Below are 14,044 nucleotides of genomic sequence, written 5' to 3' on the forward strand. Positions count from 1 at the left end.
GTCCACCCCCTACTCCCCCTTAGTAGGGGCGGTGCGACCCCTACTCCCCGTGCCCGCCCTCTTGGCTAGGGGGGATCGGATTCTATGCAACCTCATAAAAAATTGGTAAGCTGTTGTGCATTTAAATTGAATGTCAAAAAATAATCTAAGTCTTGTGGGGAGTAGGGGTTGGGCCTAAGAGCCCGCCCTGAATATGCAATTTAAATGCGTGACAGCTTATAACCGCTATATTTAACAGTCCTCTTTGAGAGGACTTTCGCTCTCTCGACGGGGGTTTTGAACCCCCGGCGGACTGTTGGAGAAGCGAAAGCATCCTCAAATTTTAATCTTTTTCCCAAACGGCGACAGCTTCCGCACCCAAACCACGGCGAACAACAATCGGTTCGCTTGCTGTCAAATCTAGAATAGTAGAAACTTGATATCCCGGATCGGAACCGTCATCGACAATGACATCTACTAACTTTGAAAAACAGTCAAAAAGTTCAGCTTGGCCAAAACTTTCTGCTTTTCCTGCTGGCACGGGTGCTGCACCTTCATCATCCGTGGTAATGTGAGCGGATGTTGAAATAATTGGATTTCCCAAGGCTTCCAACAGTGTAAAACAAAGCCGCTGGTCGGGCACGCGAATTCCAGTAGTTTTCCGTTTTGGGTTCATTACCAACCGCGGCACTAACTTGGTAGCTGGCAGCAGAAATGTATAAGGCCCCGGTATTAACCGCTTGATAATTCTGTATGCTTCATCGCTGACTGCAGCATAGTCGGTGATATTTGAGAGAGAGGAACACAGGAACGTTAAAGGCTTATCATTGGATAGTTGCTTGATCTGGCGGACTCGTTCTACTGCAGACTTGGAGTTGATATCGCAGCCGATCGCGTAAACTGTATCTGTCGGATAAAGCATCACTGCCCCATCTTTCAGAGCTTTTTGAATTTTCTCGATCCGGTCTCTTTGGGGTGCAACTGGATGCACTTCGTAAATAGTTGCCATGTTAAGATATTGCAGGCTAAGTGGGCGATCGAAATATAGAGTGAAACCGATATCTTGCAGCATTGTCAAGAACAGGCAAGATGCCTGTTCCACAAAGAGTAAATTTTCTTGTGGGGTGGGCATCCTGCCCGCCCGTCCAAGACTTATTGACAATGGTGCAAGGCGTAAGATGAAACAATCAATGCTAAAAATTAATTGTTAACAATGAATAAAATAGCTTATTTTGACTGTCCAACCGGCATTGCTGGCGATATGTGCATCGGAGCTCTCATCCACGCCGGCGTTCCTTTAGAATACCTAATCGAAAAACTCAATTTGCTCGGTATTTCGACAGAGTACCAGTTGCGGACGGAATTAGTCCACCGGAATACTCAACAAGCAACTAAATTTTATGTCGATTTAGCTGCAGATTTGTCGTTAAAACCAGAAAATCCCGGTACCGAAATCGATCCCTCGGAAACGGAATCCCCGACTTTCGACGCCCGCCATCACCATCATCACGGGGAAGAACATTCTCACAGTCACGGCGAAGCAGATGCCGAAATTAGCCACAGTCATCACCGCAATTTACCCCAAATTGAGCAAATCATCGTCTCTGCAAATTTGCCTCCGCGCGTGGAAGCTTGGAGTTTGGCCGTATTTGGCAAATTAGCAGAGGCAGAAGGTACCGTACACGGTATCCCCGCCAGCGAGGTTCACTTTCACGAGGTGGGGGCGACGGATGCAATTATTGATATTGTCGGTACTTGTTTGGGTTTGGATTGGTTGGATATTCAGGAGTTTTACTTTTCGGCGATGCCGACTGGTGGCGGTACGGTGAAGGCTGCACACGGCCGATTAGCGGTGCCGACGCCGGCGGTGATGCGGTTGTGGGAAACGCACCGAGTGCCGGTTTATAGCAATGGCATCGATCGCGAATTGTGCACTCCTACGGGAACTGCGATCGCCTGTACTCTCGCCGCTGGTTTCGGCCCGCCACCGTCGATGCAAATTCAGGCCATTGGTTTGGGTGCAGGTTCTCGAATGCTGGCAATTCCTAATATTTTGCGCCTCTGGATTGGGGAGAAGGGAGAGGGGGAGAGGGGGAGAGTGGGAGAGGGGGAGAGTGGGAGAGTGGGAGAGGGGGAGAGTGGAGGAAAGACGGGTAGTCATTCCCAATTCCCGATGCCCAATTCCCAATTCCCAATTCCCAATTCCCCATTCCCAATTCCCAATTCCCTAGAAACTATTACGGTATTGGAAACGCAAATTGATGATTTGAGTCCGCAGGCGATCGGCTATGTTTTTGATGCTTTGTTTGCCGCCGGAGCTCTGGATGTTTTTACTGCCCCAATTGTGATGAAAAAGTCGCGGCTTGGGGTTTTGTTAACTGCGATTTGTCATCCAGAATTTGAGGATGCTTGCGAAGCTGTGATCTTTCGCGAGACTACTACTTTGGGAATTAGGCGATCGACTCAACAAAGAACTATTTTACACCGAGAAATCCAGACAGTTAAAACAGAATACGGCGAAGTCAAGATCAAAGTTGCGAAGTCTGGAGAAACGATTGTTAATGTACAGCCGGAATACGAAGATTGCGCGGAAATGGCCCGACTTAAAAATATTAGTTGGCGCGAAGTTCACCGCTTGGCGCTGCAAAGTTGGTACGATCGCACTTAATCAATTACAGTGACTTACATCTTGCACCATTTTTATGAACAGGCAAGATGCCTGTTCCACAAGAATTTAATTCAACCAATAACAAATAACAAATAACTAAAGCCTGCGGCTTGGTAAAATTTGTTGTTGCAATTCCTCGAAAGCGGGCATTTTTGAGCGATCGTCTTGTTCAACGATCGCCCTTATTTGCTAAATACCGCCAATTTTCAACACTACAAGAGTATGTCTTGGTGCAATTTGAACAGCCACGAGTAGAAATATTTCGGCGGAATCCACAAGGGCAATGGGTTCTCTCCGAGTATGGTTGGGGCGATTCCTTGCAACTTGAATCGGTGAATCTAGAAATTGCGATCGCCGATTTATATCGCCAAGTACAATTTTCTTAAAAATTCGGTTTATAAGGAATTTGATATTAATTAGCCTAGGGAGTTTTTTTATTATTTGAACGAACCGCGAAGACACGAAGAGCGCGAAGAAAAAACAGTATCTTATTCTTTCTCTTTCTTCGCTTCTGCGTGCCTCGCGGTTCATTTAATCTTACTCCAGATTCGTAAAAAACCCGGTTTCTGAGCCCCGATGCGTAAGTCCAATTTAAACTGAGATGTTGCACTCTTCTCAATAAACTTTTTATGGACAGGCAAGATGCCTGTTCCACAAAGAGTGAATTTTCTTGTGGAACAGGCATCTTGCCTGTTCTTGAGAATGGTGTAAGATGTGAGATTTAAACAAACTGACCCGTTGGAGTCGATCGCACCCGACGAATTCCAATCACCGACGGCATCGGCGATCTGCGCGAATCATTCGAGATATTGCTCGGCCACAAACTGCCGCGAGACACACTCCGAGTCTGATTGAAAACAGCACCGTTCAAATCCAACATTTCAATTTGCCGACTCAGTACAGTACCGTCATCGATCGGGCAATCTTCCCCAGGATGCTGCACCGCAAGCAACAGCGTATCTCCCACAAAAGTCGGCCCTGTCATTTCGCACCGATTCGGGCCGTAAGCAAACGGAATTACTGTTCCTGCATTCGGGCCGGAAGTGGGAATATAAAACAGCCAATTGTTGCCGAAAACTCCAGTAAAATCTGACACATTTCCCGTCTTTTTATGGTCGATCGTCGTTGGCTTTCCACTCGCACCCACATCAAAACCGTTGTGCGTGCTCGTAGACATATCAGTCACGCCCCAAACATTGCCTTGAGGGTCAAAAGCCAAATTGTCTACATTAGCAAATCCCGCCCCATCTACCGCACCGGCTTCTCCACCCTGAGCCAAACGCTGCCAGCGGAACGTCAAACCCGCACCGTCGGGACTGTCTTCAATTATTTTGTAAAGTCCTCCCGACTGCTGATTGCTGTTGACTGCGCTACCGTATTTAGCAACATTAAAAATGCGAGAATCTGGATAGCCGTCGCTTCCGGGTGCGCCGTCAGTATAAGCAATGAAAACTTCCTTAGTAGTAGGATTAACTTCCAAATCTTCCGGCCGCGCCGTCGGAGTGCCACCAATCAAATTAGCAGCTAAGAAAGCATCAACTAAAACCGCACCTTGGCTGCTGTAGAAATTAGCCAGAGTTTTATTTTGGTAGCCCGGAAGTGCTGTTGCTTCATTGGTTGTATCTACTACAAAAGAACCGCCGTCTTCGGTTTGACCGGCAATTCCGGCGCGTTTGGGCAAGCGAGTAGCGGCATCTCTTTGAGCTTTGCCAAAACTTGCTAATTCCGCCTCGCCAACTTTAGAAGGACGCAACGGATTGGTTTGGGTATTTAATGTTAGCGGCAGCCACCTTCCCGCACCGTTGCGGTTGTATTGGGCGACGTACAAAACGCCGTCTTCAAATAACCGGCTGTTGGTTTTATCTGCTGGATTTGTGACAGTGCCGTTGCTGACAAATTTCCAGGTGTGTCCGCCGCGCCGATCGTCCCCCATGTACACTACTAATCTGCGGCCGGCTTCGGCGCGAATCGCGACGTTTTCGTGGCGGAAACGGCCCAACCAAGTGTGTTTGCGGGGGCGGAAACTCGGATCTAGGGGATCGACTTCTACCATCCAGCCGTATTTTTCGCCGACTAAGCCGAATTCCTCACCGATAGTGCCCTTGGCGTAGCTGGTTTGGGCGCCGTTGGGTTTGACATTTTCCTGAACTCCGACGAAAAATGCTTCGCTACCTTGGAAATTTTCTTCGGCGGAGAGGATTGTTCCCCACGGGCTTGTGCCGCCGGAACAGTTGTAGGCTGTACCGATGATCCGGTTGCCGAGTCCGTCGGTGTTGACTTGCGCGAAGACTTGGGTAGCTGCAGGGCCAGTGCCCGTGAGGTACTCGTTATCCCCTTGTCTGGTTCCCCAGGAGGTGACATCTTTGTATTTGTCGGAACGCTGGCTGTTGATTCCGAGGCCGGAAAGTCCGTGAATGCGGCGGTTGAGGGGGTCGCGGGCGATCGCCTGAAATCTACCGTTAGACTGTTTGGTGATGCGGACGATCGAACCACCGAGATTGTACAGGAATTCGCCAAGGGTATCCCGATTCTTTACCGATAAGTCTATACCGAGGACGGCGCGATCGGCGGATGGAAATGGTGCCAGATCTGACGGGGTATCGGGTGCCACTTTCGACATCGGGAAGGATACGTACTCGTGGTTAACCCAGAGATAACCGTCGTCATTGCTGCCGCGAATGCCTACAAAGCCGGTGTAGTCGGAGTTGTAGCCGAAATAGTCTGCCGGATTGGGGAAAACTCGATCGCCCCAGCGGACAATCACATAACGTTCGTATTCCGGCGGCACAACCACATCGTCAACAATGCTGTAACTCGTTAATTTAGTATCCTGTGAGGCAGCCATCACGGTTCCCTGTCCCCCCGGCGCCATCGCCATGAAACTGGGCAGTTCTCGATAAATCGGCAGCGGGTGGGGAAGTCTTACAGGAGTGAAAGATGTCGGAACTACAGCTTCAGCAGCGCTGGAATTGATGCTGAACAGTTTTTGAGTTAGCCCAGGAGCAAGCACAGTGGTAGCCGCACTGCTGCCGAAGAAAATTAGCAGTTGTCGGCGAGTTATTTTAGACATAAATTCCTTTTCAAACCAACATCTCTAATCTGATGATTCCGTATGAAACTCTATCACTTTTCAATTAAGGGAAGTTTACCTGAAGGTTAATTAAAAGTGGGAGATATTTAGGTTAACAACAAGTTAAATATTGTAAGTGGCAATTGGTAATTGGGAATATAGAGAGAGATTAAGGAAAAAACATCTATCCGTGTATCCGTGATTTCCCTGTCGTGCTGTTGGTTATTTGTTATTTGTTACCAATGCCCGATGCCCTGTTTGGCCCATGCCCCATTACCAATATTTCAATCATCTCGAAAACCCGGATCATTTTCTCGGGATGTCGATCGACTAGGTGCAGGTACATTAATCACTTGCGAAAACCCAGAATTGGCGGACGAAATATTGCCGTCTCTGAATCCCAGCAGCAACTGAGCATCGGCAAAATATCTAGTCCACTGTTCGATTCTCGCATCTTTTTGCCAGTCGCGGCGGGTGACTCTCGATCGCAAAACTGGAACTCTTTGTCGGCTGCGATCGGCTGTAATGATGACTGTAACTTCTGTTAATGCCGGATTTTCTTGAAACTCGCGGGCGATCGACTCTTTCGCTAAATCTTCCGCCTGCTGCACTAAACTCGCAAAAGATTGACTGCCGTCCGAATCTAGGGTAAGGTAGCGCTCTTTGGTTTCAGCCAAAGCTATCGATATACTTGCTGTTAAACTGATAATTGCTAGAATGACGGCCGACAATAAGCGTAGGTACAAATTCATTATCTTTGAAACTAAATACTAACACTTGTCAATGATAGTTAATAAAATTTAACATACTGTTAAGCTTAAATTAAAATAATATTTTGTGTCACCATATTTCCGCTTAACAGGCTTTCCGGCCTGTTCCACAACAAGTGCTTTTTCTTGTGGAGTGGGCATCCTGCCCGCCCCTAGAATGGTTATTGATAATGGTGCAATATCTCAGTTTTACTCGAAATACTTGTCAGCAGCAAAGGATGTCGATAAACCAACCCCCGCGTTAATCTTCTTCCTTCTTCCTTCAACATCAGAAGGAACCCTCGATAATTAATCCGTGTATCCGTGTCAAAATCCGTGTCGTGCCTTCCTTCTTCCCTCTTTATGAAACTAACAAAATGTGCGATCGCCCTCGGTAGCAACTTAGGCGACTCCCTCGCCACACTCTCTAACGCGATCGTAACCCTCAACAACACCCCAGGAATAGCAGTAAAATCTCACTCAAGCTGGTATCAAACCGCCCCCGTCGGGCCGCCGCAACCCGATTACATCAACGCCTGTGCCATCCTAGAAGTTGCACTAGAACCCGAACAATTGCTAGCAGCTTTATTAGAAATTGAAATAAAATTTAATCGAATTCGCCGAGAAAAATGGGGGCCGAGAACCCTCGACCTAGATTTGCTGCTGTACGACAATTTAATCCTAGAAACTCCGACACTGACTCTACCTCATCCCCGGATGACCGAAAGAGCTTTTGTATTAGTACCTTTAGCAGAAATTGCCCCGGATTGGGTGCATCCGGTGACGAAAAGTGCGATCGCCCAACTCCTGCAAACCGCAGATTGTTCCGGAGTGCAAAAATTGCAACTGTAAAAAGTGAGTACAATTCACGGATCGTACCAGTTTCAAAAAAAATGCAACCGTAGCTAAGCTGCCAACTGTGATAGTCATCAGTCATTCCAAATCTAAAATCTAAAATCTAAAATCTAAAATCGTATTAGATCGCCTATGATGTCTTAAATCGGTGCACCCTAACATTATTCGCTTGTCGCTTATGTCGATCGGTCAAGAACTACCCCAACTCCTCAAACAACGCCTATTTTACCAAGGGCGCAAATTCAACTTTGACGTAGCCACCCTCCGTCTTCCCAACGGTTCCGAAGGCGAGTGGGAATGTATTCGCCACCCAGGCGGAGCACTTGCAGTTCCCGTCACACCCGAAGGTAAACTCGTCTTGGTACGCCAATATCGCTTTGCCACAAAAGGGCGAATTTTAGAATTTCCCGCTGGTACGGTAGAAATCAATGAAAGCCCTGCCGAAACTATCAAACGCGAAATCGAAGAAGAAACCGGATATCGCGCCGGAAAATGGCAGAAATTAGGGCAATTTTTTCTCGCCCCCGGTTATTCCGACGAAATCATTTATGCTTTCTTAGCCCAAGATTTGGAAAAACTGGAAAAGCCGCCAGCACAAGACGATGACGAAGACATGGAGACAGTTTTATTCACCCCTGAAGAATTAGAAAAAGCTATTTTAGCTGGGGAACCCATTGATTCAAAATCAATTTCTAGCTTTTTCTTAGCCCGTCCATTTTTGACTTAAATAGGACTGAGGGAAAAACCCGGTTTCTGATAAAAATCGTGCGTCAAACCGATAAATCTTAACTTAGAAACCGGGTTTTTGAACCCGCGTGTGTCCAGGACTGTAAAATGTAAAATCTAAAATCTAAAATCTAAAATCGAATGTCCGATATATCCAATCTAATTTTATTTTGGCACCGCCGCGACTTGCGTATTTCTGACAACATCGGACTGGCAGCAGCGCGCCAGCAAAGCCCGAAAGTAGTCGGAATTTTTTGTCTCGATCGCAATATCATAAATCGGGATGACGTAGCGCCAGCTAGAGTCACATACATGATCGGCTGCTTGCAAAAACTCTCCTCGCGTTACAGGGAAGCAGGCAGCCAATTGCTGATAATTCAAGATGACCCGATCCTAGGAATACCGAGATTAGCAACAGCTATAAATGCTCAAGCAGTATTTTGGAACTGGGATGTAGAACCCTACGCCAAACAGCGCGATCTGTCTGTATCAAACGCCCTCCAACAAGCAGGAATTCAAGTTCAAAATTTCTGGGATCAACTCCTGCACGCCCCAGATGAAATTCGCAGCGGTACAGGGACTCCCTACACAGTTTATACACCATTTTGGAAAAAATGGAACAGTAAACCCAAAGCCCAACCAGTAGAGACACTGCCGATAACTTATCTGGAATTAATGACCGGATTAACCGCCGAAGAACAAGCAATCGCCAACCAAGCAGGTGCAATGGAAACAGTGCCAACAGCCTCTAGTTTGGGATTTATTTGGGAAAACCCATTAGTAATAGAACCAGGAGAAGATGCAGCGCAACAAAAATTAGAAGAATTTTGCGATCGGGCAATTTACCAATATCAAGAACAGCGCAATTTCCCCGCCATTAACGGCACATCCCAACTCAGCGCAGCCCTCAAATTTGGTGCAATTGGCATCCGCACTGTTTGGCAAGCTACCCAGATAGTAATGGACACTTGCCGCAGCGAAGAAGCGTCTACAAGCATCCGTACTTGGCAACAGGAAATAGCGTGGCGGGAATTTTACCAACACGCCATGTATAACTTCCCAGAATTAGCAGACGGCCCCTACCGTCAAGCATTCAAAGACTTTCCTTGGGAGAACGATGAAAAGCTCTTTCAAGCTTGGTGTAAAGGCAAAACAGGCTATCCTATTATCGATGCAGCAATGCGGCAGTTAAATCAGACAGCTTGGATGCACAATCGCTGCCGCATGATAGTCGCCAGTTTCCTCACCAAAGATTTAATTATTAACTGGCAGTGGGGTGAAAAATACTTCATGCAAAAATTGATAGATGCCGACATTTCTGCTAATAACGGCGGCTGGCAGTGGAGCGCATCAAGCGGTATGGACCCGAAACCTTTGCGAATATTTAATCCGGCGAGTCAAGCTCAGAAATTCGACCCGGAAGGGGAATATATTCGGCACTGGGTTCCAGAATTGCGCCGCGTTGATACTAAAGTTTTGCTAACAGGAAATATTTCGCCTTTAGAACGCCGACTTCTTCATTATCCCTCTCCGATCGTAGATCACAACGAGCAGCAGCGCAAGTTTAAAGAACTTTTCAAGGAGCAAAAAAACGCCGATTAGACAGCTCGATTTTGGGCGATAGTTACCAGTAAATTAAGTTGAAGGGGCGCTGTACACCTCTCAACTTAAAAGATTGTATCAGTTATAATAAACTTAAAGAAATCGGAGATTCAAATGGTAACGCTGCAATTAAGGCAAATCAGTGTACCCCCAGGACATAGAGTGCTGTTTAATGATGTCAACTGGCAGGAATTTGAAGCAATTTTAGAAGAATTGGGAGAACACCGTGGCTCTAGAATAGCTTACAGTCAAGGAACTTTGGAGATTAGGATGCCACTACCAGAACATGAATTCAATAAGGAAATCATTGGCGATATGGTGAAAATATTACTCGAAGAACTTGAAATTGATCGAGAATGTTTTGGTTCGACGACTTTTAAACGAAAAAGTATGTTACAAGGAATTGAACCTGACAACTGCTTTTACATTCAGAATCACGCTCTAATGATTGGTAAAAAGCGGATCGACTTAACTGTCGATCCGCCGCCTGACTTAGCAATTGAAGTCGATATAACTTCCAAAACTCAACTCGATGCTTACGAAGCTTTGGGAGTACCTGAAATCTGGCGCTATGAAAATAAAAAGCTTCTGATTAATGTGCTTCAAGATGGGAAATATGTTGAATCTGAAATTAGTCCGATCTTTCCCAATCTGCCAATTATTGAAGCTATTTCTCAATATTGCGAACAAAGCCAAACAGTGGGTACGAGTCAAACTCTCAGATTGTTTCGCAAGTGGGTTAAAGACCAAATACAAAATTGATATGAAATCCCTATTCCCCGCACTTGCTGTTAGAACTCCGGCTTATTTACGCTCGCCAAAAAGCAATTTTCTCACAGCAAGCGTCCTAATTCCGTTGTATTTTTAATTTCGCTTTTGGGAAATAGAGAGAGAGTAAGGGTGTTGACCTTGAGCTCGATCGCCCACAAAAATAACATAAGTCCCCTTGTCCCCATAACCGGAAAATTCTACATTCCCCGCAGCAGCATTCGCCGGCAGAACGCAGAAACGCCCCCTCGGCCCCTGAATCATCAAACTCGGAGCTCCAGCGGTTTGTACTGCAATCCGCCAGTAAGGCAAATCCTGCGTTACTTCGATGACGTGGTTCGGCCCTTGGGACACAAAACCACAGTCGCCGCTATTGTTCGGGCCGCCGGAAACTCCAGAAACTCCCAGCGGTTCGGGAAATCCCGGAGCAATTTGTAGCGGTTGGCTCCGAAGGGCACCGGCATCCGCTAAAATCATTGCCAAGGCTAGGGTCACGATCGAGCTAAACCACAGTTTGCCACGATCGCCCGGATAATTGATCTTCATGTTTCCTCACACAATGGCATTTGGTTCTAGTTCTTTGACGGTAGGGGATAATGGCGGTTCCAAACACCTTAATCTAAACTAACTTCCGAATTTTTTTATGAATCCTCAAAATAACTTCAATTGGCAGCAAGCGATCGGAGAACTAAAAGCTAAAGTAGAACGATCGCCACTCATCACACAAAATTCAGACAGGTATCAAGCCGTCGGAACCTTCTACAATCAATTACTGGACAAGTTTCAAAGACTCCCCAAACCGGGGCAGGTGGCAGCCTTTGCCTTGGCAGCGATAATTGTCCTGACAGTCTTCAATAGCATCGTAAAGCTAATTTCCGCCCTGATGACTCTTGCCGTTCTCGGAGTGCTAATCTACATAGCGTTTGACACTCACCGACCGTCCTAAAGGCGAGGTGATTCTTGGCTCCACGACTGACCTTACTACTCACTATCCTTACGGCAATACTTAAACCTTTCAACCGTGGAATACCACCAATTGACGAGCTTAACTTAGTTAATCCCAGAGGGTCTATCTCCCCAAGCGTACTAGGATATGAACCTAGAGTTCAGGCGTGCCCCGCCTTACTTCAGTAGTCAACAAAGTATTTGGTTCTCTGGTATTGGGATATTATTTTTTTTATCCCTAGCTGTATAGCGAGTTTTCGCCGCTCTTTGCCCCTAAATTTATGCCTGAAAGTGTGTCTCAACTGTTTCACGATGGCAATGGAGTTTCACCCTGACAACTTAATTATAACCTGGTTTGGGGTTGCTTTGCCAAGCGTAAATTCACGCTCATCCAATAGAAAGCCGTCAAGCCAAGGACGGGGTTTTAAACCCAAATTTCTGATAAATTGGCAATATCTCCTGATTCCTCCAACTAACGACTAACAATAGGAAATTATAAATATGGCTAACCCCACCGCGCCCAGCGGCATCAATCAACCCGATCCGTCTTGGCAAACACAATCCAAGCAAATGCCACTGCTGGTTCGCAGGTGCGGCGCTTGGGCAGTGGAAATTTCGTTAATTGCGGCCAGCGCCCTCGTTCCCTTCAGTATCGGGGCATTGGTCAACAAGGAATCTCAAACCGTGCCGCTCAATTCCTCCATAGCAGCAGCATCCGAAACCGTCGCCCGTACTTTGGGCATACCCGTGCGCGATCGCAGCCCCAGAGTTGCACCCCTAACTAATCTATTCTGGTCGGGGGCGCTGCTGGCACCGGCAGTTTTAGCGGGGTGGCAACTGTTTTTGCTCGCCAGAACCGGTCAAACTCTCCCCAAACGCTGGTTCGGCGTCAAAGTTGTCACAGCGTCGGGCACTCCTCCGGGTTTTGGGCAAGTGCTAATTCGCGAAAGTTTGGGGCGCTGGGGAGTGCCTCTGGGCGTCGCTTACGGCATTTGGCGCTTGACTGGTGCGTTTCCTGATTTGCTAATTTTAGGGGGGCTCAGCGGCTTGGCAATGCTCGCAGACGGCGCTTTTGCATGGCGCTACAAACGGCAAGCGGGACACGATCGCCTCGCGAATACTTTGGTCGTCAACGCTCGATCGAATCAACTGTCTGACAATCCTGTCAAGAGTCCAGATTGGACTGAGGAAGACGCGCAGATTGCGGCTTTGGTTGTGACTCCACAAAGCGGGCTGAAAACAAATGCCAGTTTGTGGAATTGGATGCGCCAACACCCAGGCACAACTTTAGTGATAGTTACCGTCGGCAGCGCGGGATTGATTTTAACTTTGTTTGTCGGCACTCTCATCTACACTCAAAGTCAAGCAAATTTGCGGGATTCCCGGCAGCGGAACGACGAATTATTTGTGGCTTTAGTTAGCAAATTGTCTCCCACATCGGCTAGCGGGGCATCGGGCAGGCGATCGGCTATTTTGGCTTTGGGGGCGGTGGAAGACTCCCGCGCCGTACCCCTGCTAGCGGATTTGCTAGCTCAAGAAGACAACCGCGCCATGTTGGACGCGATCCAGCAAGCTTTAGTCAGTAGCGGCCCGAAAGCTTTGCCTGACTTGCAGCGGTTGAACCAGGCCCTCAGCAACGACCTCGATTCCCTGCGGTTTGGCGGCAAGGCCCCGGAACGCGAGTTAGCTGCCGCCCGCCAGCGAACTGTACAAAGGGCGATCGGCAAAATTCTCACAGTGTATAGCAGCCAGCTCAACGGTGTCGATCTCAGCCGCACGGATTTAGCTCAAAGTCCTGCCGGCCCATCTCAGTTTACTTTAGTTTTAAACAAAGTTGACTTGTCGGGAATTAAGTTGAGAAATGCCAATTTAACCAATGCCAGCTTGCAGGGAGCTCGCTTTTACGGCACCGGCGAAGACAGGCGTCCGGCTACCTTTGACGATTGGATTTCTGACTTGAGCGGCGCTAATTTGGAAGGAGTAAATTTGACCGGGGCGTCTTTGAACAGTGCTGTAATGAACCGCACTACTTTTGTGCGCGCTGTCATGAACAAAGCTAATTTGTCAAACGGCAATTTGAATTCAGCTAATTTCAGCAGTGCTATTTTAATTGGAGCAAATTTGCAGGAAGCACTGTTAAAAAATGCAAGTTTTACCGGGGCAGATATAGGAAGCGCGAACTTGTCGCGAGCGGATTTGTCAGGTGCACGTTTGGCAAAAGTGAAGGCTCAAGGCGCTCAGTTGTCCTTGACAAATTTGTCTAAATCGGAATGGCAAGGCGCTGATTTATCCGGTGCTGATTTGAGCGGCGCCAACTTACAAAATGCCGATTTGACTTCGACTAAACTCGCCAACGTGAATTTCAAAGATGCTCGGTTGCAAGATGCGAATTTTCGGAATGCGGAGGTGAGTTCGGTTGATTTTAGGGGCGCCAATTTAGCGGGAGCGAATTTTAAAGGCGCTGTGTTTCTGGGGAAGGCAGCTTCGGATCAATTTATTCAAAATCCGACTGGTAGTAAATCCGGTAGATTCCTAGGAGTTGATTTTGCGGAGGCTAAGAATTTAGATAAAAGTCAAATTGCTTACATTTGTTTGCAGGGAGGCCTTCATCCGAACTGCCCGCAGAAGAAGTAAGGATTGGTTGTTAACGAGTAGGCTAATACAGTTGAGCATTTAAATTGT

The 14,044-nt window shown here is 47.3% G+C and carries 12 protein-coding genes; 8 read left to right on the forward strand and 4 right to left on the reverse strand.

Annotated features, from left to right (window positions below):
* Positions 1-322 precede the first annotated feature (322 nt).
* Positions 323-988, reverse strand: a complete 666-nt coding sequence (locus QUB16_RS17155; protein ID WP_333317869.1) for an L-threonylcarbamoyladenylate synthase — start codon at positions 986-988, stop codon at positions 323-325.
* Positions 989-1,192: 204 nt separating this feature from the next.
* On the opposite strand from QUB16_RS17155, the gene larC reads away from it, so the two are divergent.
* On the forward strand, positions 1,193-2,647 hold the full coding sequence (gene larC / locus QUB16_RS17160; RefSeq protein WP_333317821.1) for a nickel pincer cofactor biosynthesis protein LarC: 1,455 nt from the start codon (positions 1,193-1,195) through the stop codon (positions 2,645-2,647).
* A 152-nt stretch (positions 2,648-2,799) separates the two neighbouring features.
* Positions 2,800-3,033 carry a Uma2 family endonuclease gene (locus tag QUB16_RS17165; RefSeq protein ID WP_333317823.1) on the forward strand — a complete coding sequence of 78 codons (234 nt, stop codon included), beginning with the start codon at positions 2,800-2,802 and terminating at the stop codon, positions 3,031-3,033.
* A 335-nt stretch (positions 3,034-3,368) separates the two neighbouring features.
* Here QUB16_RS17165 and QUB16_RS17170 read toward each other — a convergent pair whose 3' ends face one another.
* Together QUB16_RS17170 and QUB16_RS17175 are read right to left on the reverse strand one after the other, a co-directional pair.
* Entirely contained in the window at positions 3,369-5,717 is a 2,349-nt protein-coding gene (locus QUB16_RS17170; RefSeq protein ID WP_333317824.1) for a PhoX family phosphatase, read from the reverse strand.
* 284 nt (positions 5,718-6,001) lie between these two features.
* Positions 6,002-6,469, reverse strand: a complete 468-nt coding sequence (locus tag QUB16_RS17175) for a hypothetical protein (protein WP_333317826.1) — start codon at positions 6,467-6,469, stop codon at positions 6,002-6,004.
* Between the two features lie 360 nt (positions 6,470-6,829).
* On the opposite strand from QUB16_RS17175, the gene folK reads away from it, so the two are divergent.
* The 4 genes from folK to QUB16_RS17195 all read left to right on the forward strand — a co-directional run bounded on the left by folK (position 6,830) and on the right by QUB16_RS17195 (position 10,411).
* Entirely contained in the window at positions 6,830-7,318 is a 489-nt protein-coding gene (gene folK / locus QUB16_RS17180) for a 2-amino-4-hydroxy-6-hydroxymethyldihydropteridine diphosphokinase (protein WP_333317828.1), read from the forward strand.
* 181 nt (positions 7,319-7,499) lie between these two features.
* Positions 7,500-8,048 carry an NUDIX hydrolase gene (locus tag QUB16_RS17185; protein WP_333317871.1) on the forward strand — a complete coding sequence of 183 codons (549 nt, stop codon included), beginning with the start codon at positions 7,500-7,502 and terminating at the stop codon, positions 8,046-8,048.
* 149 nt (positions 8,049-8,197) lie between these two features.
* The gene (locus QUB16_RS17190) at positions 8,198-9,649 is read left to right on the forward strand and encodes an FAD-binding domain-containing protein (RefSeq protein WP_333317873.1); all 1,452 of its coding nucleotides are present in this window, start codon (positions 8,198-8,200) and stop codon (positions 9,647-9,649) included.
* A gap of 114 nt (positions 9,650-9,763) precedes the next feature.
* Complete coding sequence (locus QUB16_RS17195) at positions 9,764-10,411, forward strand: Uma2 family endonuclease (RefSeq protein WP_333317830.1); 648 nt, start codon at positions 9,764-9,766, stop codon at positions 10,409-10,411.
* 102 nt (positions 10,412-10,513) lie between these two features.
* Here QUB16_RS17195 and QUB16_RS17200 read toward each other — a convergent pair whose 3' ends face one another.
* Positions 10,514-10,963, reverse strand: coding sequence for a hypothetical protein (locus QUB16_RS17200; RefSeq protein WP_333317832.1), 450 nt, complete (start codon positions 10,961-10,963; stop codon positions 10,514-10,516).
* 97 nt (positions 10,964-11,060) lie between these two features.
* On the opposite strand from QUB16_RS17200, the gene QUB16_RS17205 reads away from it, so the two are divergent.
* Both QUB16_RS17205 and QUB16_RS17210 read left to right on the forward strand, forming a co-directional pair.
* Positions 11,061-11,363 (forward strand): hypothetical protein, encoded by a 303-nt coding sequence (locus QUB16_RS17205; RefSeq protein WP_333317834.1) that lies wholly within the window; start codon positions 11,061-11,063, stop codon positions 11,361-11,363.
* A 500-nt stretch (positions 11,364-11,863) separates the two neighbouring features.
* The gene (locus tag QUB16_RS17210) at positions 11,864-13,996 is read left to right on the forward strand and encodes a pentapeptide repeat-containing protein (RefSeq protein ID WP_333317836.1); all 2,133 of its coding nucleotides are present in this window, start codon (positions 11,864-11,866) and stop codon (positions 13,994-13,996) included.
* Positions 13,997-14,044: the final 48 nt, after the last annotated feature.

The organism is Microcoleus sp. D3_18a_C4, assembly GCF_036702415.1.
Taxonomy (GTDB): domain Bacteria; phylum Cyanobacteriota; class Cyanobacteriia; order Cyanobacteriales; family Microcoleaceae; genus Microcoleus.

Coding starts and splice junctions, on each gene's coding strand:
- folK (WP_333317828.1), top strand. CDS start 6,830: ATGAAACTAACAAAATGTGCGATCGCCCTCGGTAGCAACTTAGGCGAC.
- larC (WP_333317821.1), top strand. CDS start 1,193: ATGAATAAAATAGCTTATTTTGACTGTCCAACCGGCATTGCTGGCGAT.
- QUB16_RS17170 (WP_333317824.1), bottom strand. CDS start 5,717: ATGTCTAAAATAACTCGCCGACAACTGCTAATTTTCTTCGGCAGCAGT.
- QUB16_RS17185 (WP_333317871.1), top strand. CDS start 7,500: ATGTCGATCGGTCAAGAACTACCCCAACTCCTCAAACAACGCCTATTT.
- QUB16_RS17175 (WP_333317826.1), bottom strand. CDS start 6,469: ATGAATTTGTACCTACGCTTATTGTCGGCCGTCATTCTAGCAATTATC.
- QUB16_RS17155 (WP_333317869.1), bottom strand. CDS start 988: ATGGCAACTATTTACGAAGTGCATCCAGTTGCACCCCAAAGAGACCGG.
- QUB16_RS17200 (WP_333317832.1), bottom strand. CDS start 10,963: ATGAAGATCAATTATCCGGGCGATCGTGGCAAACTGTGGTTTAGCTCG.
- QUB16_RS17210 (WP_333317836.1), top strand. CDS start 11,864: ATGGCTAACCCCACCGCGCCCAGCGGCATCAATCAACCCGATCCGTCT.
- QUB16_RS17205 (WP_333317834.1), top strand. CDS start 11,061: ATGAATCCTCAAAATAACTTCAATTGGCAGCAAGCGATCGGAGAACTA.
- QUB16_RS17195 (WP_333317830.1), top strand. CDS start 9,764: ATGGTAACGCTGCAATTAAGGCAAATCAGTGTACCCCCAGGACATAGA.